At 31.0% G+C, this 21,024-nt stretch carries 22 protein-coding genes; 9 read left to right on the top strand and 13 right to left on the bottom strand.

Going from position 1 to position 21,024, the window contains the following annotated elements; genetic code table 11:
• Positions 1–9: 9 nt before the first annotated feature.
• The 3 genes from KPL50_RS14130 to KPL50_RS14140 all read right to left on the bottom strand — a co-directional run bounded on the left by KPL50_RS14130 (position 10) and on the right by KPL50_RS14140 (position 4,169).
• The gene (locus KPL50_RS14130) at positions 10–693 is read right to left on the bottom strand and encodes an ABC transporter ATP-binding protein (protein WP_216299172.1); all 684 of its coding nucleotides are present in this window, start codon (positions 691–693) and stop codon (positions 10–12) included.
• A 269-nt stretch (positions 694–962) separates the two neighbouring features.
• Complete coding sequence (locus KPL50_RS14135; RefSeq protein WP_216299173.1) at positions 963–3,470, bottom strand: ABC transporter permease; 2,508 nt, start codon at positions 3,468–3,470, stop codon at positions 963–965.
• A 12-nt stretch (positions 3,471–3,482) separates the two neighbouring features.
• Entirely contained in the window at positions 3,483–4,169 is a 687-nt protein-coding gene (locus KPL50_RS14140; protein ID WP_216299174.1) for an ABC transporter ATP-binding protein, read from the bottom strand.
• A 480-nt stretch (positions 4,170–4,649) separates the two neighbouring features.
• Here KPL50_RS14140 and KPL50_RS14145 point away from each other — a divergent pair, with 480 nt between their 5' ends.
• The gene (locus tag KPL50_RS14145) at positions 4,650–5,528 is read left to right on the top strand and encodes a glycoside hydrolase family 73 protein (protein ID WP_375372925.1); all 879 of its coding nucleotides are present in this window, start codon (positions 4,650–4,652) and stop codon (positions 5,526–5,528) included.
• On the opposite strand, the gene KPL50_RS14150 is transcribed toward KPL50_RS14145, so the two are convergent.
• Positions 5,497–5,709 carry a hypothetical protein gene (locus KPL50_RS14150; RefSeq protein WP_216299176.1) on the bottom strand — a complete coding sequence of 71 codons (213 nt, stop codon included), beginning with the start codon at positions 5,707–5,709 and terminating at the stop codon, positions 5,497–5,499. The two genes, KPL50_RS14145 and KPL50_RS14150, sit on opposite strands and share 32 nt — an antisense overlap.
• A 51-nt stretch (positions 5,710–5,760) precedes the next feature.
• Here KPL50_RS14150 and KPL50_RS14155 point away from each other — a divergent pair, with 51 nt between their 5' ends.
• Both KPL50_RS14155 and KPL50_RS14160 read left to right on the top strand, forming a co-directional pair.
• Positions 5,761–6,012 carry a GNAT family N-acetyltransferase gene (locus tag KPL50_RS14155; RefSeq protein WP_309245180.1) on the top strand — a complete coding sequence of 84 codons (252 nt, stop codon included), beginning with the start codon at positions 5,761–5,763 and terminating at the stop codon, positions 6,010–6,012.
• 123 nt (positions 6,013–6,135) lie between these two features.
• Positions 6,136–6,981, top strand: coding sequence for a DUF2785 domain-containing protein (locus KPL50_RS14160; RefSeq protein ID WP_216299177.1), 846 nt, complete (start codon positions 6,136–6,138; stop codon positions 6,979–6,981).
• Between the two features lie 132 nt (positions 6,982–7,113).
• On the opposite strand, the gene KPL50_RS14165 is transcribed toward KPL50_RS14160, so the two are convergent.
• Positions 7,114–7,683, bottom strand: a complete 570-nt coding sequence (locus tag KPL50_RS14165; protein ID WP_216299178.1) for a GDSL-type esterase/lipase family protein — start codon at positions 7,681–7,683, stop codon at positions 7,114–7,116.
• A gap of 199 nt (positions 7,684–7,882) precedes the next feature.
• Here KPL50_RS14165 and KPL50_RS14170 point away from each other — a divergent pair, with 199 nt between their 5' ends.
• The 5 genes from KPL50_RS14170 to KPL50_RS14190 are packed head-to-tail and all read left to right on the top strand — an operon-like array spanning position 7,883 to position 11,546.
• Positions 7,883–8,245: a GntR family transcriptional regulator gene (locus tag KPL50_RS14170; protein ID WP_216299179.1), complete on the top strand. Its 363-nt coding sequence runs from the start codon at positions 7,883–7,885 to the stop codon at positions 8,243–8,245.
• 12 nt (positions 8,246–8,257) lie between these two features.
• Positions 8,258–9,127, top strand: a complete 870-nt coding sequence (locus KPL50_RS14175; protein ID WP_216299180.1) for an ABC transporter ATP-binding protein — start codon at positions 8,258–8,260, stop codon at positions 9,125–9,127.
• The gene (locus KPL50_RS14180) at positions 9,111–9,899 is read left to right on the top strand and encodes a hypothetical protein (protein WP_216299181.1); all 789 of its coding nucleotides are present in this window, start codon (positions 9,111–9,113) and stop codon (positions 9,897–9,899) included. Before KPL50_RS14175 ends, KPL50_RS14180 begins: the two co-directional genes overlap by 17 nt.
• A 1-nt stretch (position 9,900) precedes the next feature.
• Complete coding sequence (locus KPL50_RS14185) at positions 9,901–10,521, top strand: hypothetical protein (RefSeq protein ID WP_216299182.1); 621 nt, start codon at positions 9,901–9,903, stop codon at positions 10,519–10,521.
• Positions 10,522–10,553: 32 nt separating this feature from the next.
• Complete coding sequence (locus KPL50_RS14190; protein ID WP_216299183.1) at positions 10,554–11,546, top strand: GTP-binding protein; 993 nt, start codon at positions 10,554–10,556, stop codon at positions 11,544–11,546.
• A 43-nt stretch (positions 11,547–11,589) separates the two neighbouring features.
• Here the strand turns inward: KPL50_RS14190 and KPL50_RS14195 are convergent, their stop codons facing one another.
• Genes KPL50_RS14195 through KPL50_RS14205 form a run of 3 tightly spaced genes read right to left on the bottom strand, consistent with a single transcriptional unit; the run spans position 11,590 to position 14,185 of the window.
• Positions 11,590–12,432 (bottom strand): metal ABC transporter permease, encoded by an 843-nt coding sequence (locus KPL50_RS14195; RefSeq protein ID WP_216299184.1) that lies wholly within the window; start codon positions 12,430–12,432, stop codon positions 11,590–11,592.
• The gene (locus tag KPL50_RS14200) at positions 12,432–13,256 is read right to left on the bottom strand and encodes a metal ABC transporter ATP-binding protein (RefSeq protein WP_216299198.1); all 825 of its coding nucleotides are present in this window, start codon (positions 13,254–13,256) and stop codon (positions 12,432–12,434) included. Before KPL50_RS14200 ends, KPL50_RS14195 begins: the two co-directional genes overlap by 1 nt.
• A gap of 14 nt (positions 13,257–13,270) precedes the next feature.
• On the bottom strand, positions 13,271–14,185 hold the full coding sequence (locus KPL50_RS14205) for a metal ABC transporter substrate-binding protein (protein ID WP_216299185.1): 915 nt from the start codon (positions 14,183–14,185) through the stop codon (positions 13,271–13,273).
• A 197-nt stretch (positions 14,186–14,382) separates the two neighbouring features.
• On the opposite strand from KPL50_RS14205, the gene KPL50_RS14210 reads away from it, so the two are divergent.
• Positions 14,383–15,582, top strand: a complete 1,200-nt coding sequence (locus tag KPL50_RS14210) for a hypothetical protein (protein ID WP_216299186.1) — start codon at positions 14,383–14,385, stop codon at positions 15,580–15,582.
• Between the two features lie 70 nt (positions 15,583–15,652).
• Here KPL50_RS14210 and KPL50_RS14215 read toward each other — a convergent pair whose 3' ends face one another.
• The 5 genes from KPL50_RS14215 to KPL50_RS14235 form a co-directional block, all read right to left on the bottom strand.
• Positions 15,653–16,468: a Cof-type HAD-IIB family hydrolase gene (locus tag KPL50_RS14215; RefSeq protein WP_216299187.1), complete on the bottom strand. Its 816-nt coding sequence runs from the start codon at positions 16,466–16,468 to the stop codon at positions 15,653–15,655.
• A 60-nt stretch (positions 16,469–16,528) separates the two neighbouring features.
• Complete coding sequence (locus KPL50_RS14220) at positions 16,529–17,605, bottom strand: sulfate/molybdate ABC transporter ATP-binding protein (RefSeq protein WP_216299188.1); 1,077 nt, start codon at positions 17,603–17,605, stop codon at positions 16,529–16,531.
• 1 nt (position 17,606) lies between these two features.
• On the bottom strand, positions 17,607–18,290 hold the full coding sequence (gene modB, locus KPL50_RS14225; protein WP_216299189.1) for a molybdate ABC transporter permease subunit: 684 nt from the start codon (positions 18,288–18,290) through the stop codon (positions 17,607–17,609).
• Between the two features lie 17 nt (positions 18,291–18,307).
• Positions 18,308–19,117 carry a molybdate ABC transporter substrate-binding protein gene (modA, locus tag KPL50_RS14230; protein WP_216299190.1) on the bottom strand — a complete coding sequence of 270 codons (810 nt, stop codon included), beginning with the start codon at positions 19,115–19,117 and terminating at the stop codon, positions 18,308–18,310.
• 212 nt (positions 19,118–19,329) lie between these two features.
• Positions 19,330–20,292, bottom strand: coding sequence for a helix-turn-helix transcriptional regulator (locus tag KPL50_RS14235; RefSeq protein ID WP_216299191.1), 963 nt, complete (start codon positions 20,290–20,292; stop codon positions 19,330–19,332).
• Positions 20,293–21,024: the final 732 nt, after the last annotated feature.

A 21,024-nucleotide genomic window follows, 5' to 3' on the forward strand; every position in this document is an offset into this window, starting at 1 on the left:
CCATCCCCCCTAGTTTATCAAATTTTTGTCTGAAGTTATTTCGCCATCTCCAATAGTGATAACTCTATCTGCCATAGCTGCTATATTAACGTCATGGGTTATAAGTATTAGTGTTTGATTATACTTTTTAGCAGTAAACTTTAATAATTCTATAACATCCTTTGAATTTTTAGTATCAAGATTTCCTGTGGGCTCATCTGCAAGTATTATTGCTGGCTTATTAAATACTGCTCTACCAATTGATACCCTTTGCTGTTGTCCTCCTGATAACTCAGAGGGAAGATGCTTTCTTCGCTCGCTTAGTCCGAGTACTTTAATAAGCTCTTCTAAATAAATTTTATCCACCTTATCATTATCTAGTAGTGCTGGAAGAGCTATATTTTCTTCTACATCTAAAATAGGTAGTAGGTTATAAAACTGAAATACAAAACCTATCTTTCTTCTTCTAAACACTGCTAGTTTTTCTTCCTTATAATCATAAATACTTTCTCCATCAATAACCACATTCCCAGATGTTGGTCTATCTAAACCACCGAGTAAATGAAGAAGTGTGCTTTTACCAGAACCAGATGCTCCCACAATTGCTACAAACTCTCCCTGATGTACTGATAAATTTATATTTTTAAGTGCCTCTACCTTATTTTCACCGATTCCATAAGTTTTAGTTAAATTTTCAACCTTTAAAACTTCCATTTACATCTCTCCCTTTTTCTTGTTTTCTCGTTTTTTCATCACTATACACATATTATACCTCGCACATTGCAATCACTCCATGTCTCTCCTCTTACAAATACAAAAGGTTATCTTATAGTTCTGTAAGATAACCTAATAGGAACACTAACTCATAAGTGATTTTGAAGAACTTTATCTAAATTTAACCTAATATATGTAATTATAAGCCACAATTATATCTTAAGTTAACCAACCCTAATCTACACAAGTAATTAGAAAAGAGAAGATTATTAATAATCTTCTCTAACTGCCTCAATTAAATTTTCTTTTTTAATTCTTGAAAGTGGTGACAGTACTGAAATATACCCTATTACTATAGATGCAGTTCCCGCAATACCTATTGCCTGCCAAGGTACCATCCATCCAAACTCTCTAAAGTCACCCATTGCTTTGTATAGTATAAATGATATGCCACAGCCTATTATTGAGCCATATATAGCACCCATAATGCCATAAAGAAGTCCTTCAAGCACAATCATTTTCTTTAAGCCCTTTTGGGTTAGACCTATGGATTTTAATGTAGCAAACTCTTTTTTTCTTAAGATAATATTTGTTGTTAATGTATTTATAATATTAACACTACCTATTAATGAAACTACAAGTACAAATCCATACAATAATATTTGAACCATTAATATTCCGGATTTGTCCCTTCTATTGCTATCCATATTATTTATTACCGTTAAAGAAGAATTTGATTTTATAGAAGCTTCTATTCCTGATTTTGCTGCCTCTTCATTTTTTATATCCTTAAGAACTATGTTTAATTTTACAGATTTAGCGTTCTTGCCGCCAGTCAATTTCTTTCCCATTTCTTCTGTTGTGATTATATTTAAGCTATTATTATATTGTATAGTGTCAAAAGGTGAATTTTCAAGAATTGCCATAACCTTAACCTTTTGGACCTTACCTTTCCCAAATTCTGTTTTCACTTCATTATCTTCACGGTATTCACCAGTAAATTGAAGGTCAATTTCATCTCCTACTTTTATGTCTGCCATTGGTCCAAAATATTGTTTCTTCGTGTTTTCATTATATAAACTATATTTATTATACAAGATCACACCATTTCCACTGTTTAGTGCTTCTATATCAATATTTCCTGACTTTAGATATTTTTTAGAAACTTCTAAAGACTCCTTATCATAAATTATAATAGCACTTTCCATAAGGGTTTTCTTCTCTCCATCTAAAGTTGTTTTTTTATATATATTTTTCATCTCCTGAATTTCTTTAACTTCACTGTTTTTGTTTATTGCCATCTGAAAGAGATATGGCTCGTATACTCCATATACCTTATCCACTGACTTCAGTGCTTTAATGTTATCTTCTATTTTATTATCTATTATTCTTTTTTCTGTGTTTTCTCCATTACCTCTTACAACGGAGAAGTGAATATTTTTTGATTCATTAAGATCTGATGATATATTCAGTGACATATCCATGAAAGATTTAAAAGTAACAAATAACACCACACTTATTACTATTGAAAAAACAGTTAGTCTATATCTTTTTCTATTCCTCTTTATGTTTTTAGCAGCCAGTGCTCCTTCAAACCCAAATATTTTTTGAATAACTATATTTTTTCTCCTTTTTATTTTCTCCTTTGTTATTGAGGTTCTACCGCTTATAGCATTAAGTGGTGAAATCCTACCTGCAAAGAATGCTGGCACCAGTGCCGATAGGTATATTGCTATAATGCCCACTGCCCCACTAATTAGTAAAACCATAGGCGATATGGCAATTTTCATAGGTATAACAGAATCTACCCCAATTAATTTAAATGCAATACTTATTCCAAAGATGGCTATAATGCCACATATGAGTCCTAGTGGAATAGCTATTACTGCTAGTATCGTTGCTTCCCTTAGGACAATCTTTCTAATTTGTCTTGGAGTAGTTCCCACTGCTCTTAAAAGTCCAAACTGTTTAATTCGCTCTACGACACTTATTTGAAATGAGTTATATATTACTGCTATTGTTGAAATTAAAACTATTCCAATAATTATTGCTAGGGCTACATATAAGCCTCCGAGACCCGAACTAGAATCCCCTGCTCCTTGCATTTGTAGCAAGTAGCTGTTTTCCGAAACTGTATCCTTCTCACCTAACTGCCTTAATTCCCTTACTGCAATTTTTAAATTTGTTTTTGAGCTTATTTCTATAAGTAACGCTGCATTTTGTTTGTTAATATTATTATTTTTACATAAAATTAAGCCGTTACCCCCTATCTGATTTTGTACATTATCCTCGAGTATTCCTACAAGAGTATATTCTTTATCCACAATTTTAATTTTATTTCCTACTTTAGCATCCTTATCAATATTTGATAATACCCACTTTTCCATGGCTACTTCATTTTCTTTTTCTGGTAATCTCCCTAGCTTTGCGTTATAAGGAAAAAGTTCTAATGCCTTGTCTGTTGCGGTTATTAAGTAAACAGCCAATTTATCATTTATCTTTATTTCTTCACTTGAAGTAAACAATCCTGACCTTGCCACTTTAGGATTATTAACTATTTTAGAGACTAACTTTTCATCGGTTTTGTTAAATGCTAAATGATAAGAACCTCCACTATTTATAGCATCCTGTATCTGCGCATCTTGCATTCCTTTAAAGAAAAGTCCTATTGTTGATATAAGCGCAACGGATAACATTATTCCAATAATCGTAAGCAAAGTTCTTTTCTTATTTTTCTTTAAATATTTCCCTGTGAGCTGTTTATAACTAGTTATCATCTTTTTCCCTCCCTAGTTTACTTTCAAGTTTTTGTCCGAAGTTATTTCGCCATCTCCAATAGTGATAACTCTATCTGCCATGGCTGCAATATTAACGTCATGGGTTATAAGTATTAATGTTTGATTATATTTTTTAGCAGTAAACTTTAATAATTCTATAACGTCCTTTGAATTCTTAGTATCAAGATTTCCTGTGGGCTCATCTGCAAGTATTATCGCTGGCTTATTAAATACTGCTCTACCTATTGATACCCTTTGCTGTTGTCCTCCTGATAACTCAGAGGGAAGATGTTTTCTTCGCTCGCTTAGTCCGAGTACTTTAATAAGCTCTTCTAAATAAATTTTATCCACCTTATCATTATCTAGTAGTGCTGGAAGAGCTATATTTTCTTCTACATCTAAAATAGGTAGTAGGTTATAAAACTGAAATACAAAACCTATCTTTCTTCTTCTAAACACTGCTAGTTTTTCTTCCTTATAATCATAAATACTTTCTCCATCAATAACCACATTCCCAGCTGTTGGTCTATCTAAACCACCGAGTAAATGAAGAAGTGTGCTTTTACCAGAACCAGATGCTCCCACAATTGCTACAAACTCCCCCTGATGTACTGATAAATTTATATTTTTAAGCGCCTCTACCTTATTTTCACCTTTGCCATAAGTTTTAGTTAAATTTTCAACCTTTAAAACTTCCATTTATATCTCTCCCCTTTTTCTTGTTTCTTGTTTTCGCATCACTCTATACTTATTATACTTCTCGCCACCGTCACAATCCATGTCACTCAACTTACAAATACAAAAGGTTATCTTACAGTACTGTAAGATAACCTAATAGAAACAATAAATCATATGTCTTGTTGTTATATTTTTATACCCTAAAAGTAATGCTTTAACCCATAATATATTTGTGTCTTATAAATTTTACAAGTATATTACAAATTATTTATAGCCAAAATGAATAATTTGTAATAAACTTAAACTAATATATATAATTATAAACTATAATGGGTTAATATTATATTTTTTAGAATTAATAACTTATGAAAACTAATACTATGGAGGGTTTACATGGATAATAACTTAGCAACGCAAAAAAATAGAAGAATTGGAATCAGAACTAAGAAAAAACCCAAAAAAATATTCACCAAAATATTTACCAAAATTTTTTTTGGGGTTATGATTATATGTATTTCACTTATAACCATAAATTATTTTACTGAAGATGATTATCTTACTTTAAGTAAGTCAGAAATAAAGCTTTATATAAATGCAGCTGATGCTGTAAGCAAAGGAAAGCTTCAAGTTAATTGGAAAAACTTAGCAGCTATTGATGGATTTAGATATAAAAAAGATTTTTCAAAAGCCAATAAAGAAAATTTGAAAAAACTAGGTGAAATGTTTTTAGAGAAAAATAGTACAAGCAGTAAAGAAAATAACTACAAACTTTTAAGTGTAGAGGATGTATTAAATAACTTATCTTTTAATAATAAAAATAAAGATAAAGTTCATAACTACCTAGCACAATTAGAATTTATAGGTTTAGTAAATGGTAATTTACTAAAGGATTCTTCATATAGAATTTTTATTGAGGAACTTTCACCAAAATCTATTGAACTATATAATAAATATAAAATCCTTCCTTCTATCACAATAGCTCAATGTATATTAGAATCTGCTTGGGGTAAATCAGATTTAAGTATTAAAGCAAATAATTTATTCGGAATAAAAGCTGATAGTAGTTGGAGTGGAAAAAGTGTAAATATGCCTACATCAGAATATTATGATGAGGTTATAAAAGCTAATTTTAGACGATATGAAAGCAAAATAGATTCTCTAGATGATTATGGGAATTTTCTTTTTGACAATGATAGATATAAAGAAAATGGGGTCTTTGAGGCATCTCAGTATATACAGCAAGCTCAAGCGCTTGAAAATGCGGGATATAGTACTAAGGAAGATACTAATGGTAATAAGGTATACGCTGATTTATTGATTTCCATAATAAAGGAAAATGATTTACAGCTTATTGATAGTAAGGCACAGAGTCAAAAATAAAAGGTGCCACCCACGTGGCAAGCTTGTCCCCATACTCAACATTCAAATCTAAATTTTTAAAGAGCATCTTATTATCAAAGGATTTAGAAAGTCCTTTGATTTCTAATACCTCATTAACCTCTTTATCCCTTAAAGCAAAATCTATATTAATCTTCTTATTTTGTATGTTGTATAAGCTCAACTTTCGATTATACCTATTTCTTTTATCTTTAATATAATAAGAATAATTTCCATGATATGTGGCGCATCATCATATAGTGTTTATGATGATGGAATTGAGATTGTAATTGATACACATCCTGATCATAGAAGAAAAGGACTAGCAACCGTAGAAGCTTCTGCGTTGATTTTAGATTGTCTCCACAGAGGAAAATATCCTAGCTATGATGCAGCTAAGCTTAAATCTGTAGCCTTAGCCCAAAAACTTGGTTATGTGTTAGATGAGCCTTATGACACATACTATATTCATTCCAAAAATAACTAAGATAATTATACTTAAGCCTTTATTGTAATTAATTTACATGGTATAATTATGAAATATATTATAGAAAATGGTAAGGTTATTTGTGGATATCTTTGCTAATCAATAAACAAGGGGGATAAGTAAATGAAAGACGTAAATCAATTAAAACAGCAGTTAATAGATATTAAAGACAATAACTGGAGTATTCCAAGTGGTATAGATAAGTATGAACTATCTCTAGAGATGCTAGAAAATATAGGCTCAGTAGATCCCGACCTTAGAGATGGACTTATTTTAGAACTTCTTTCAGACATGATTGTAGAAAACTATTTAACAAATGAAGAGGTAAAAAATATATTGGAATTATCATTAAGTGAAAAACATTTATTTTACAATATTGGTAAAACTGAAGATGATTCTGTTTTTAATAGAACCTTTACTTTATTAGTTTTAGATGTAATGCTCTATCGTCATAACCAAAGTGAGTATCCCCTTTTTACAGAAGAACAAATAAAAAGGATTTATGCAGAGGTAATAAGATATTCAAGGCAAGAAAAAGATACAAGAGGATACGTAGAAATTAAGGGTTGGGCACATTCAACTGCTCATACAGCTGATGTGTTTAGTCAAATTGCAAAGTGTAAAGAAACTAAGAAGCCAGAATTAATAGAGATATTAAAATCAATAAAAGAGAAGGTATGTATAAATCATTATGCATATATAAATTGCGAGGACGAAAGGCTCATAGGTGCTGTTATCAAAATAATTGAAAGAGAAATTCTTAATGATGAAGAGTTTTTAAATTGGATAAAAAGCTTTGAAAACACTGAATTTACTGGCAAATACCCAGAAGATCACAATCTAACAAGTAACCGCAAAAACTTTTTATCAGCACTATATTTTAGACTTAAAAGAAGAAATGAGAAAAAATCATTTATGGATACAGTAGAGCAAGTATTAAATAATACAACTCCAAATCATTTTAAATAGTTGCATAGTAGAATTTTTAACCCAAGGTGCCACCCACGTGGCAAGTGGCAAGTTAAAAAAAATAGTGCCCCATAGGCACTGTTTTTCTAAGTTACATCAACTATACTAGTATGAATAGTAAAGTTCCCCTTCTTAAATCATTAATAATGCGCATTCACTCATAATTTCATGGCCTCTTTCTGTCAGATGAATCCCATCAATGTACAATTGTTTAGGGTATAAAGTTTTTTTAGCAGTTTCTAAAGCATTATAAAAATCTATAAACAAAACATGTTCTTCATTGCAATAATTTAATACCCACTGCCTATACAATTTGATCTTTTCATTTACTTTTAAATAGTCCACATCAATACTCCAATGTTCAAGTGCTAAATCTTTGTCTATTAGGGTTTGTATGCCTATAATAGGTATTATTCCATATTCTTTTGCTTCCTTAATCAGGCGGCTTATTTTCGCTTCAACTCCACTCACCGTATATCCCTTTAAGAAATCATTACTACCACCCATTATAATTACATGACTTGGAGTTTTTTCTACTATATCAATATAATGCCTAGAAATCATAGCAACAGTTGTTTCGCCATTAACCCCTTGATTTATAACTTCTACATCTAATTTTTTTCTAATTAAATCTACCCAACATTTCCCTCTTATAATCCCATATCCATAGGTTAAGCTATCGCCAAAACATACCAATTTCATAAATTTTGTTCAGTCCTTTCTAAAGCATATTTAAATTTACTATTTATAATATATAAAACCATAATTTATGATTTCGTTATATTTTCATATATAAGTATAACATTAAATTCATTGACAATAAGTTCAAAATGATATATCGTATATATATGGTATATACGATATATCATTTTATATACGCTAGCTAAAAAGAGGTGAATTAATGAATATTACTATAGATTATACAAGTGACTTACCTATGTATGAACAGATAAAAGCTTGTATCAAATCAAATATACTTTGTGGAAAACTGCAATCAAACGACACGCTCCCATCAGTTAGGCAGCTAGCGAAGGAATTGAACGTAAGCACCATTACCACAAAAAGGTCATATACAGATTTAGAACATGAGGGCCTAATATATACTGTGTCTGGCAGGGGTACTTTTGTAAATACTGTGGATGTGTCAAAGTTATTATTAGAAAAAAAAGATAAACTAATTAAAGAGTTTAAGAATATGACTCGTGAAATAATAGAGGCTGGAGTAACTAAAGAAACTCTTATGGAAATAATTAAGACTATATAGGGGGCACTAAAAATGAAGAATATATTAGAGGTCTTAAACTTAAATAAGGATTTTAGGAATTTTAGCTTGCATAATGTAAACTTTACTCTTAAAAAAGGATGCATTATGGGATTTATAGGAGAAAACGGAGCAGGAAAAACTACTACTATTAAGTTAATATTAAATGCAATAGGAAAAACCTCAGGACAAATTAAAATTCTTGGAAAGGATAATGTGGAACAAGAGATATATGTAAAGTCCCATATTGGCTATATACCAGATGAAGATTATTTTGTAAGTACTTCTACTGTGCACAATCACGCAAAAGCCCTTAGCTTATTTTATGATAATTGGAGTGAGGATATTTTCAATAACTATGTTTCGAAATGGAAAATTCCCTTGAAACAAAAAATAGGTGAGTTTTCTAATGGTATGAAAACAAAAGCAATGTTTGCTCTTGCCTTTGCACACCAGCCAAACCTTTTAATTCTTGATGAGCCCACCGCAGGACTTGATCCCGTTGCAAGAATTGAGATTTTAGATATACTTCGTGAGTTTGTGTCTGATGGAGAAAAATCAGTATTCTTTTCAACACATATCACCTCGGATTTAGATAAAATAGCAGATTATATAACTTTAATTCACGGTGGTAAAATAATAGAAAGCCTTTCAATTGATAAAATCGAAGAAAAATATATTGTATTAGCTGGAGGCATAGAAGAGCTAAAAGGGCTTGAGCATCAGTTTGTTGGAATTAGAAAAGGTGAAATTGCTTTTGAAGGTTTGATTTTAAGAGAAAAAGCTAATGAATATTTTAAAAATATCAAAGGCACTAACCCAAGTGTTGAAAATTTATTAACCTTTAATATTTGGGGGTGTGATAATTATGAAAAGAACTATTAAGATATTTAAAGCCTTTTGGTTTATGTATCCAAGCAATACTGAGTGGTTATTACGATTTTCTATATTTTTCACTGGACTAATATCAATAATGATATGTTACGATACAACACGGTTGGTACAGGATTATGTAAATAGAGGAACAATAATAAATTTTAGCAGTATAGTTGTTCAGGTACTGAATTTAATCAACTTATCTTATGTATTTATTTTTAGCACTCAAGGTATTACTAGGGTGAAAGGAAAAATCACTGGTAATCTAAATAATTTTCTAATACAGGCACCAGTATTAAAAAAAGATATATATAATGTGAAATTCGGAATTTTTCAAATAGTAGGTATTCCATATTTTATTGTAGTAATATATCTTATAGGATTAAATGCTTTTGTTAGCACAAGTGAGCTTATATCAGCATATTCAGGATTCCTTGTATTGATCTATTGTATATGGACTATGACTGTAAATATATCAATAGGATTTTCATCTTTATCATCTAAAAAATATAAGGCTTTTAGGTACTTGTTTCCTACACTCTTGTTATTATCACTTGTGTTTATATTTTATTTGATATCTATTCCCGAGTTGCAACCAGGTACTTTAATAAACGAACAAAATATGTTCAGTGGTTTAGGGACACGGTTCATTCCTATCTTAAAAGCCTGCAGACATATCGGCGGGCTTTCAGGGTTAATTATTATGCTTATTTCAACTATAATCAGTTATCTTTTAGGTTGCAAGTTACCTTTGAAAATCTCGGAGAAGGTGGGTAATTGAAATGAAGGAACTATTATTAAACTATGTTAAAATGCTTAAAGCTGGATTCTTTTATAAAACCTTTTTATATGCAATACTTTTGATTATTCCTTCAGTAGTAAATGCTTTATTTAGTGTACAAAGTGACTTTTACGAACTGTTTTTCGTAGTTATAGTAGGCTTTTTCATTGTATCCATGGGCATGAATGAAATATCTGAAAAGAGATATATTTTCTGTTTAACTCTTCCTATAAAAACTAAAGATATTATAAAGATTGCTTACCTTCACACTTATGTAATCTATATTATAGGTTTCATTGGTACTCTTTTTGTATCAATTTTTAGTCATCAGGAATTGCCTTGGTTGTACTTATTCTTTATTGTGCTTTATCTTTTATGTACAAATTTGCTTTATCCAACTTTAGCTTCCTGTGAACTTAAGCTAACCAATAATCCTGAGTCATACGTCTGGACTACTTTAATCTTCCTGGGTATGGGTTTTATAGCCTTATGTTCCTGGATTATCGGACCTACTAATGCTTTATATTGGGACCTCCTAGCAATTCTAATTGTTAGCTTCCTAGCATCATTTACAGTTAAAAAGTCTTACAAATTAACATTAAAGAAAGTAATGGGAACTTAAATAAAATGCTTTAAATTTTGGAGGTATAGAAAATGAAAACAAAAATCGATATAATTTCAGGATTTTTAGGGTCTGGAAAGACCACTTTGATAAAAAAGCTCCTCGAAGAAAAATTACATAGCGAAAATATAGTTATAATTGAAAATGAGTTTGGTGAAATTGGTATTGATGGAAGCATACTTAAAAAATCAAATGTCGAAGTAAAAGAGATTAATTCTGGGTGTATCTGTTGTACTCTTGTTGGAGAATTTGGAAAAGCTATTGAAGAGATTGTAACAAAGTATAATCCAGATAGAATAATTATAGAACCATCTGGCGTGGCAAAACTTTCAGATATAATCAAAGCCTGTGATTCAACTAAATTAAAAGCTCTAATAAAAATTAATATGATTATAACCCTTGTAGACGTATTAAAATATGAACTATACATAGATAACTTTGGTGAGTTTTTTGAAAATCAAATAGAAAATGCAAAAACAATTATTTTAAGTAGAACGGAAAAATCTGATAAAGAAAATCTAGAGTCTGTGGTTAATTCTATACGTAAGTTAAATAATAAATGTAATATAATCACAACAGCCTTAGAGCTCATAACTTCAAATATTATAATAGATGTTGCAGAGCAAAATGATTCAGCATCATTAGAAAAACAAATAAAAAGTGCGAAAAACTTTTCTATAAAGGGCCATTCCTATGATAAATGGAATCAAAGTGGAGATTCTCACGCGCATAAACATAATGCAGATGAAGTTTTTCAAGTTTGGGGTGCTGAGACTCCAAATGTATACGAAGAAGAGGTACTAAAAGAAATTCTTAGCAATATGTCAAACCATAAAACTTATGGTTTGATTTTGAGAGGAAAAGGAATTGTAAAAAGTACTAACAATACATGGTTACAATTTGATTATGTTCCTGGTGAATTTGAAGTTAAAACTATAAGCCCTGATTATACAGGGAGATTGTGTATAATTGGTAAAAACCTAAATAAGAATAAACTTTGTAATTTGTTTGCTGTAAGAGAATAGATGGAAATTAAAAAAGGAGCTAATCTAGCTCCTTTCTCTATTTCTATGAATAGAATTTCAATTTCATAAAAAATGTAATTCCAAAAAACATTGAAGAAATCAGTACCATAGTAGCACCCGAAGCAGAACCTAAAAAATAAGATAAAATAAGTCCTACAATCCCTGAAATAAGTGCAATTGCTATAGAATATATATGGTACTGCCTCATATTGCTAGAAATATTTCTTGCCGCAGCCGCAGGTAGCACCAGCATTGAACTTATAATTAGAACTCCTACCCATTGAATGGATATTGTTACAATAATTGCAACAGTAATTGTAAATAGATATTCATAAAAATTAACGTTAATACCTCTGCTTCTTGCCAATAATGGATTTACACTTACTAAGAGAAGCTTATTAAAGGCAATTACCCAAATAATAACCACAATTACAAATATAATTGGAAGTATTAACAAATCAATTTCACTAATGCTTAATAAATCCCCTATAAGATAAACCGAATATTTTGTAAATCCACCTCCAAATGATAACAGTACAACACCAAGTGCAACTGCTGTAGATGAAAAAACACCTATTATAGTATCCGTTGAGGAAGTATTTACATTCTTAACTTTTGTTATTACTACAGCAAGCATAAGTGAAAATGCTAGCATAGACCATATTGGATTTTTTATACCTAAAATTACCCCAATTGCTATTCCCGTAAGAGCTGAATGTCCCAGTGCATCTGAAAAAAAAGCCATTTTATTATTTACAACCATTGTACCAAGTAAACCAAACATAGGAGTAACCAATAAAACCCCTAATAATGCATTTTTCATAAATGTATAATGAGCCCAATCAAAGGGAAGTAAAAAATCTATGATATTATACCATAAAGACATTAGTCATCCTCCCCATCATTTTTATCTACCAAAACCTTATTCCAATCTACACCAAACACATCAATTACTTTTTCATTGCTAAATACTTCTTCTGACGTACCACAGCATTCAATAGTTTTATTATTGATAAATGCAATGCGATCCGCATATTTTGATACTAAATGTAGATCATGAGAAACTAAAATGATTGATAAATCATATTCTTTCCTTAGATTTGATACAGTTTTATAAAATAGTTTTAGCCCATTTTGATCAATTCCTGATACTGGCTCATCTAATAATAATATATCTGGTATAGGCTCTAGTGCTAGGGCTAAAAGCACTCTTTGTAATTCTCCACCAGATAATACCCCTAAACGCTTATCTAGAAGATATTCTCCATCAACCAAGGATAAACTTTTAAGAGCTTTTTTTCTTATATCCTTGGAAATAGAAAACCAAATAGGTCTACTACTTAATGTAGCTGCAAAAATATCCATAACACTTACCGGTGAGCTACTATCAAAATCAAGTTTTTGAGGCACATACCCCATTTTAGGGTTACTTATAACCTTTTTGTTTCCGCCAGCAAAAGTAATATGCCCTGAATGTGGTATCCCTCCCAATAGTGCTTTTAATAGTGTACTCTTTCCTGCACCATTTGCTCCTATTATGGCAGTCAAATCCCCACAATGAATGTGGAGATTGACATCTTTTAATATTTCTGTTTTTCCAATAGTTACACCAAAATCTTTTATTTTTGTGCAACATAAACCACAGCTGCATTTTTTACAATTTATACTGTTAATTTTAACGCTATTTGTCAACTTATTAGCATTTATCATTTTATTATTATTTATCATTTTAAAGCCTCTTCTAACACTTTTAAATTACTGTTCATAATGTTAATATATGCATCTGCCTCCATAGGGCCTGTAACAAAGGGATCAAGAGTATATACTTTTGTACCTGTTTCTTTTGCAATAGTTTCAGCAGATTTAGCAGGATATTGAGGTTCTGCAAACAATGCTTTTACTTTTAATTTTTTTACTTGTTCAATAGTTTCTTGTAATTCTTTTGCACTTGGAGCAGAACCAGGTTCACGTTCAATAACTCCTACTATATTGAAATTAAATTCCTTAGCAAAATACGGAAATGCCTCGTGGAAAGTAACTATGTCACGATTTTTAATAGTATCTAATGACTTGTGCATTTTAACTCTTTGAGCCTCAAGTTTAACTATATATGCCTCTGTATTTGCTTTATATTTTTGTGCATTATCAGGATCTATTGTAGATAACTGCTCTGATATATTTTTCACTTGAGTTATTGCATTAGATATACTTACCCATAAATGGGGATTATCTCCCTCATTGCCTTCACCTTTAATAAGTTGTATTCCTTTACTAGCCTCAATAACTTTAAGATTAGGCATTTGTTTTGTTACCTTTTCCATAAATGATTCCATCCCAGCACCATTAGTTACAAATACCTGCGCTCCATCTAGTGTTTTCATATCATCAGTAGTAACTGAATAATCATGAAGGCAGCCTGTCATTGGTTTTGTCATACTTATAACTTTTACATTTGGAACATCCTTTGCTACATTTAATGAGAATATGTACATAGGATAAAAGGAAGCTGCAACGGTCAAAGCTTTACTATTTGCAACAGCATCAGATGATGCCTCATTATTTTTTTTAGAAGTACATCCACTAAAAAGCACTACAGATACAAGTATTAGTGATGTTATTTTAGTAACTATATTTTTCATTGTTTATTCACCCTTTCATTAAATGCAAATCATTTGCATTTACATTTCTTATAAATTATATTACACCTTGTAAAAAATAGCAACCCCGAATTCTTCACAATGATTTGTGTATTCAGAGTGATTATATTATACTATATGAAGTTGAGCTTATTTTAATAAAGCGCAATTTTTATAAATGTTTCTTGGGAGGTTTAACTATGGATATTACAGATGTACTTAATCAAATAAATAAGATAGGTGAAGATACAAAAGATAAATTTGCTCCTTTTCAAGTATTAAAAACTTTTAAAAGTGGAAGGTCTGAGGCCGGAGTATTTATGGTTGAATATGGAAGTGCCAATAGAGTAGGTATATTAAAGGTAACTAAAAATAATGAAGCAGAAGTATTCCAAAAGGCTTACGGACTCGCTTCAGAAAACAATATGCAAAAGTATATAGCTAAGTTACTATCTAGTTATAAAATTCAACATAAAAGCAAGGGTACCTTGTATGTTAACTTATATGATTTAGCAGGGGATGACATATATAACAGTGTTACATTTTTGGATAAGGTTCTAAAAGAAGATGAGCTTAAAGATAATATAGTATCAGCGATAACTAAGTTTTTATTTACCTGGAACAAAGAGCATGTTAAACAGAACATGTCTCCAATGGATATAGTTAAAAACGAACTTTCCTATAGATATATGGATAGTAAATATATACAAGCTTTTGAATCCATAGGGGTAAGCAAAAATATAAAGTGGATATCTTTAGATGGAACGGACATCTTGCTACCTAATCCATACTATTATTTTAATAATGAAAATGTTTGGAATAATTTAAAGGTAGTTTGTCTTACATCATATGCACATGGAGATTTTCAAGGAGATAATATTATAATAGCTGAAAATAAACCTATTATAATTGATTTTTGTGATCTTTTGAAAGATTGTAATGTATTCCACGATTTAAGATATCTTGAGTCCATAACCCTGGGAGATTGTTTAGATATTGATAAAGAGTCAGATAGGGAATTATGGAGTAAGGTCTGTGAAAGTCTAAGTGCTGAAATAACAGATGTAGAGCTTCCTCAAGGAAAAGGAATGACTCTTTTAAGACAGCTTATAAGCAAACTTCGAGAAAATGTTAAGTTAATAGTTTGTGATAGTCGTAATAGCTTATATGATCCTTCATTCCATATAGCAGGCGCAGCTTGTGGGTTAATTAATATGAGAAAATACACTAGTGTAAACAAGAAAAAGGCAGCTTTTATATATGCAGCCTTTAATTTGAAAAATTTCCTCAAAGATGAAGCGGTTAATATGTATGACCCTAATTTAGATTCCTGTATGGTTTTTAATTGGAAAAATCAAAAAATTGGAAATACCCTGGTAGTTTTAAATCCCACTGATTAAAATAAAAGGAGCAACAGAAATTTGAAATAAATTTCTGTTGCTCCTTTTATTTTATACCTTTAGTAATCTATTATATATTAAGCACTTCTCTTAGTGCCTTTGCAACACCGTCTTCATCATTTGAAACTGTTACTAAATCCGCTATGTCTTTTACAACCTGCTCTGCATTTGCAACTGCAATAGCATATCCTGCATACTGGAGCATACTAATATCATTATGGTTATCACCTATAGCAATAATTTCTTCTCTTTTTATTTTCAATGTCTCTGCTAAATCCTTTAGCGCATTGCCTTTAGTTACTCCCGCTGCCATAATATCTAGTAAGTTTGAGGATGATTTAATTGCCTCAATGCCCGGAATTTTATTTATTTCTTCTTTAACTTGTTCAAGAAGTTCAAAATTATCATTTGATACTAAAATTTTAAATACTTTTTCATCTAAGTCTTTGTATATATTCCCAACAATTTTAATAGCTACCTTTTCTTCTTCACATAGGCCCTCATTACGCTCTACAAAGTACTTTACTCTGCCCTCTATACTTTCACTATAAACCGTATACTCACAATATACAGCAAAGACAAGACTATTTTTCTTGCAGATATCTATAATTTTTGTGAAATCCTCTCTTTCTATAATCTGTGCATGATAGAACTCACCTTTACTAAGATTTCTAACTAGTGCACCATTACAAGATATAACTGGGTTATTATTTCCTATTTGCCTCAGATAAGGTTTAATCATTGTATCCAATCTACCAGTAGCTATAGAAAATAAAATTCCTCTTTCATTTAATTCTTCCACAATTTTTAAATTCTCATAGGATATTTCGTCTTTACTATTTAAAAAAGTACCATCCATATCAGTAACTACTAGTTTAAAAGTCATATTAATCTCCCATATATTTATTATTTATTATCATTTAACTATCTTATTCTTTTATGTTTGCTATCTATTTGTATTGATTTGTATAACTTTCTCTGGGTTAATTCTTATTTTCAAAGGAAGAGATTCTCCCTCAATCAAATCCCATTCTTCCTTTGAAATATCCCACAGTATATGATAATCTTTTTCATCTCCTATAGGTTCACTAAATTTAAGATATACACTCCTTCTAAATAAAGTTTCACCAGTAAAGACAACCCAGCAGTTGAAAGTATTTACATCTTCATCATCCAGCATAATTTCTAAATAGTGAGCCCTAATTCCGATATCTGTTATACTATCCTCTATTTCATAATCAAAAGTAATTCTACATCCCCAATCAATAGCTTCTATAATGTTATTTTCAATTTTTCTAGCCTTTGAAATATTTTTACAACCTGTTAGTTTTGCAGAACAAAGTGTTGGCGGGCTATTAAATATAATATCTTTATTTCCAATAGCATCAATACTTCCCTTTTCTATAATTATTATGTTATTGCATAATTGGTATGCTTCTTCTATGTTATGTGTGACAAAAATAGAAGTTCCTTTAAACATCATAAGGTCGTCCTTAAGCTGTACTATCATACTATTCCTAAGATGCTCATCCAATGCCGAAAAAGGTTCATCAAGGAGTAATATTTCAGGATCCACGACAAGAGCTCTAGCAAGTGCAACCCTCTGTTGTTGACCTCCTGATAATTGAGACGGATATCTTTTTTCCATTCCATTAAGCTGTAAATCTAGAATTTTCTTTTTAATTTTATTGTTTCTTTCAACTTTAGCAATACTTTTAGGAAGACCAAACCCAATGTTCTGTTCTACGGTCATATTAGGGAACAGGGCATAATTTTGAAAAAGGAATCCTACTTTCCTTTCCCTAATTGGAATATTGATTTTATTCTCCGAGTCAAATAAGACTCGGTCATTTAATACTATTTTCCCACTGTCTGGAGTAATAATTCCTGCTATACAACTTAGTGTCATGCTTTTACCTGATCCAGATGCTCCTAAAAATCCTAAAATATCATTATCTGCTTTAAAATCAACTCTAAGCTCAAAGTCTGGTAGTTTTTTTATAATATTAACTTGTAAACCCATATTATTTCCCCCTTGCAGAGGATACTAAAAACCCTTGCTTTTCAGTCCATTTGTCACTAGCTACCATGACTGTTAAGGATATTATAAATATTAGTATAACCCATTTAACAGCATTAGAATTTTCTCCAGCAATCACTGCAAAATATATTGCAATAGGAATTGTTTGCGTTTTACCAGGAATGCTACCAGCAATCATCATGGTAGCCCCAAACTCTCCTAAAGCCCTTGCAAAGGCTAGTACTGTACCTGCTGCAATTCCAGGTAAGGCCAGTGGAACTGCTACCTTCCAAAATATTTTCCACTCTGATGCTCCCAAGGTTCTAGCCGCATTAAGAACATTAACATCAATTTGACGAAAAGCACCTACACAGGTCCTATACATTAAAGGAAAAGCAACTACAGTTGCAGCTATAACTGTAGCCGCCCAGGTGAATATTAATGTGATTCCAAATCCATTTAGTAGTTTACCAATGGGATAATTTTTTCCAATAATAATAAGTAATATAAAACCCAAAACTGTTGGAGGAAGTACCATTGGTAAGGTAAGAATTCCATCTAGAATCCCTCTAGCGCGGCCTTTATATCTAGACATAAACCAAGCTGCTGCAATTCCAATGAAAAACACTATAAAAGTAGCTGTAAAAGCTGTTTTTATGGAAATCCATAAGGGTGAAAATTCCGACATCCTATTCAACTCCTAACTTATTTCAAAAGAGAATCAAAACCATATGTTGTAAAAACTTCTTTTGCTTTATCACTAGATAAAAATTTCAAAAAATTCTTAGTATCTTCTATATTTTTACTAGCTTTAATTACAGCTGCTGGATATACCACCGGTGTTTTGTATAAATCATCACTAGCAAGTGCAACAACCTTTACTTTTTTAGAAGTTTTAGCATCAGTACCATATACTACTCCCGCATCTACATTTCCGGTTTCAACCCAAGTCAAAACTTCCTTAACGTCTTTTGCGTAAACAGCTTTTGACTTAACTATATCAAGGATATTTAATGATGTAAATACTTCTTCTGAATATTGACCTACAGGAACTGTTTTTGGTTCTCCTAATGCTATTTTTACAATTTTAGCATCTGCCACATCCTTGAAATCATTAATACCCAATGTAGAATCACTTTTAACTATAAGAACTACACTATTTCCTACTAAATTAACATTGGTATCATCTATTAGCAAAGCTTTTTCCTTCAAAGCAACCATCTGTTTTGTACCCGCTGAAAAAAACAAATCCACCTCAGCACCTTGTTCTATTTGTTTCTGAAGTATTCCTGAAGACGCAAAATTATAATTTATTGTAACATTTGGTTTTTCTACTTTATAAAGTGTTTTTATTTCCCCCATTACCTCTGTTAAACTTGCAGCCGCAGAAATTGTCAATGTAACTGGTTGTGGCAAAGCTACTGGTGCTGGATTAGCCTTCTGACCACAACCCGTCATCGCCAACATAACCATAACTAAAGACATAACTAATAAAGAACTTAACCTTTTTTTCATTTTTCTTCCCCCTATAATATATTTAAAACGTTTTCATTCGAAACATAACAAAAACGCACACGACAGTAATGTTTTAATCGCTATTGTTATGTTCCGTTATGTTCTATTATATATTTATACAAGAAAAAGTTCAACAATGATCTACTTCTATATCAAATTTATTGTTTATCATAATAATAAAGTGATCTAGCATAAAGACTAAATCACTTTTCCTATGTCTCTGCTGTTATTTTCCCTAAATCTTTTAAATCATATCCACCAATACCCTGTAGTTCTAATTTAAACTCATCAGACCGAATAATTTGAAGCACAGACTGAAAATATGGTTTTTGAATATCCTCTTTCTTAATAACAAGTTCATAGCTTTCTGTTTGCAGTGGGATAAAATCAATTCCCTTTACCTGTTGACTAGTCTTTTCATTACCAATACCAAAATCTGCTTCTCCTCTAGAAACAGTGCTAGCTACAGCAAGATGTGAAAAACATTCTCTTTCATATCCAGCTACACTTTGGGTGCTTATACCTAGCCTTTTTAAATGCTCATCGAGCAAGATTCTCGTACCACTTCCTTTTTCGCGATTTATTATCTTAATTCCAGGTTGTTTTAGATCTTCTAACCCTTTTATTCCTTTAGGATTACCCTTTGCAACATAAATTCCTTGCATTCTTTTGGCAAGATGCACTATAATTGCAGCTATTCCTGGAAGCATTCTTTTTACATAAGGTATATTATACTGCCCTGTATCGCCATCCCATAAATGAGTAGCAGTAATCTGAACACTGCCATGATAAAGAGCATATAACCCATTATAGCTTCCGGTATAAGATCTAAGTGCCTGAATCCCTTTAACATTATGTTGTAAATATCTAGATAATATATCAAGCATAATATCTTGGCCACAAATGACGAAATCATGATTTTCCTGACCTTCTTCTATTTGGTATGGAGTCGCTAATGTCATATTAGAATTAACTGATTCATCATTTTGTTTAGTATTTTGAAGTTTTTTAGATTTATTCTTATAATCTTCTATATCCTTCATTTCTATTCTTACCTTGTTACCAACCCTATAAGAATTAAGCTCTCCTCTTTTTACTAATTCATAAACAGTATTCTTTGATATTTTAAGCATCTCCGCAACCTCTAAAGGTGTTAATGCAAAATTTCTCTCCACGTTTTAACCTCCCATCATTTAATATTTTTTTCTAAGTATAGTTAACTTATTAAAGATTTGTTGATAATACTGCTCCAATAACCATTCCCTTTGTGATATTTGCTATATTAGTCAGCGGTATAACTATATTGCAATACTGCCAGAAGTTACACCAAATTCTAATCCAATATAATTTGACACAATAATCGCTATTGTTTTTTTTTATCTTTTATCCTATTTTAATTTTTTATCATTTTTTGATTTCTTTCCTTATGCTTTCACTGATAAGCGACTATACTTTTATTATAACATTAAAAACTCTATTTCATTGATTCTTGCTTTTTCATATATAATTAAATATATAGAAATGCTTCATCGAACTCTTCACTTTATTAACAACTCCTTCTTTTATATAAGGTTAATTGATTTTGTCTAACTTCAAATATGGATTATTTGTTTTACATATTACATATTCTAGAATTAATGTAATATGTATAAAATCACCCCTTACTTTAGGATATATCATGCTTCCATATAGGAAGCGACCTCTTAGACAAAACACTGTTAAAGGATGATTTAAAATTTCAATCCACGCTTCCATATAGGAAGCGACTGAGCAAGATATTGGTGTTAGTATAATATTGTAGACACGAAAAGCCGAACACATTAAAATATAAATAAGAGAAGGATGTGTTTATAATGGCAAGAGGTCAAAAACAATACACAGAGGAATTCAAAAATACAATAGTAGAG

Origin of the sequence: Clostridium sp. CF012 (genome assembly GCF_018861755.1) — a bacterium.
Lineage (GTDB): Bacteria > Bacillota > Clostridia > Clostridiales > Clostridiaceae > Clostridium_AD.

Excerpts from the sequence above, each read along its gene's own strand:
- KPL50_RS14130 (WP_216299172.1), bottom strand. The coding sequence starts at position 693 with ATGGAAGTTTTAAAGGTTGAAAATTTAACTAAAACTTATGGAATCGGT.
- KPL50_RS14135 (WP_216299173.1), bottom strand. The coding sequence starts at position 3,470 with ATGATAACTAGTTATAAACAGCTCACAGGGAAATATTTAAAGAAAAAT.
- KPL50_RS14140 (WP_216299174.1), bottom strand. The coding sequence starts at position 4,169 with ATGGAAGTTTTAAAGGTTGAAAATTTAACTAAAACTTATGGCAAAGGT.
- KPL50_RS14145 (WP_375372925.1), top strand. The coding sequence starts at position 4,650 with ATGATTATATGTATTTCACTTATAACCATAAATTATTTTACTGAAGAT.
- KPL50_RS14155 (WP_309245180.1), top strand. The coding sequence starts at position 5,761 with ATGATATGTGGCGCATCATCATATAGTGTTTATGATGATGGAATTGAG.
- KPL50_RS14160 (WP_216299177.1), top strand. The coding sequence starts at position 6,136 with ATGAAAGACGTAAATCAATTAAAACAGCAGTTAATAGATATTAAAGAC.
- KPL50_RS14165 (WP_216299178.1), bottom strand. The coding sequence starts at position 7,683 with ATGAAATTGGTATGTTTTGGCGATAGCTTAACCTATGGATATGGGATT.
- KPL50_RS14170 (WP_216299179.1), top strand. The coding sequence starts at position 7,883 with ATGAATATTACTATAGATTATACAAGTGACTTACCTATGTATGAACAG.
- KPL50_RS14175 (WP_216299180.1), top strand. The coding sequence starts at position 8,258 with ATGAAGAATATATTAGAGGTCTTAAACTTAAATAAGGATTTTAGGAAT.
- KPL50_RS14180 (WP_216299181.1), top strand. The coding sequence starts at position 9,111 with ATGAAAAGAACTATTAAGATATTTAAAGCCTTTTGGTTTATGTATCCA.
- KPL50_RS14185 (WP_216299182.1), top strand. The coding sequence starts at position 9,901 with ATGAAGGAACTATTATTAAACTATGTTAAAATGCTTAAAGCTGGATTC.
- KPL50_RS14190 (WP_216299183.1), top strand. The coding sequence starts at position 10,554 with ATGAAAACAAAAATCGATATAATTTCAGGATTTTTAGGGTCTGGAAAG.
- KPL50_RS14195 (WP_216299184.1), bottom strand. The coding sequence starts at position 12,432 with ATGTCTTTATGGTATAATATCATAGATTTTTTACTTCCCTTTGATTGG.
- KPL50_RS14200 (WP_216299198.1), bottom strand. The coding sequence starts at position 13,256 with ATGATAAATGCTAATAAGTTGACAAATAGCGTTAAAATTAACAGTATA.
- KPL50_RS14205 (WP_216299185.1), bottom strand. The coding sequence starts at position 14,185 with ATGAAAAATATAGTTACTAAAATAACATCACTAATACTTGTATCTGTA.
- KPL50_RS14210 (WP_216299186.1), top strand. The coding sequence starts at position 14,383 with ATGGATATTACAGATGTACTTAATCAAATAAATAAGATAGGTGAAGAT.
- KPL50_RS14215 (WP_216299187.1), bottom strand. The coding sequence starts at position 16,468 with ATGACTTTTAAACTAGTAGTTACTGATATGGATGGTACTTTTTTAAAT.
- KPL50_RS14220 (WP_216299188.1), bottom strand. The coding sequence starts at position 17,605 with ATGGGTTTACAAGTTAATATTATAAAAAAACTACCAGACTTTGAGCTT.
- modB (WP_216299189.1), bottom strand. The coding sequence starts at position 18,290 with ATGTCGGAATTTTCACCCTTATGGATTTCCATAAAAACAGCTTTTACA.
- modA (WP_216299190.1), bottom strand. The coding sequence starts at position 19,117 with ATGAAAAAAAGGTTAAGTTCTTTATTAGTTATGTCTTTAGTTATGGTT.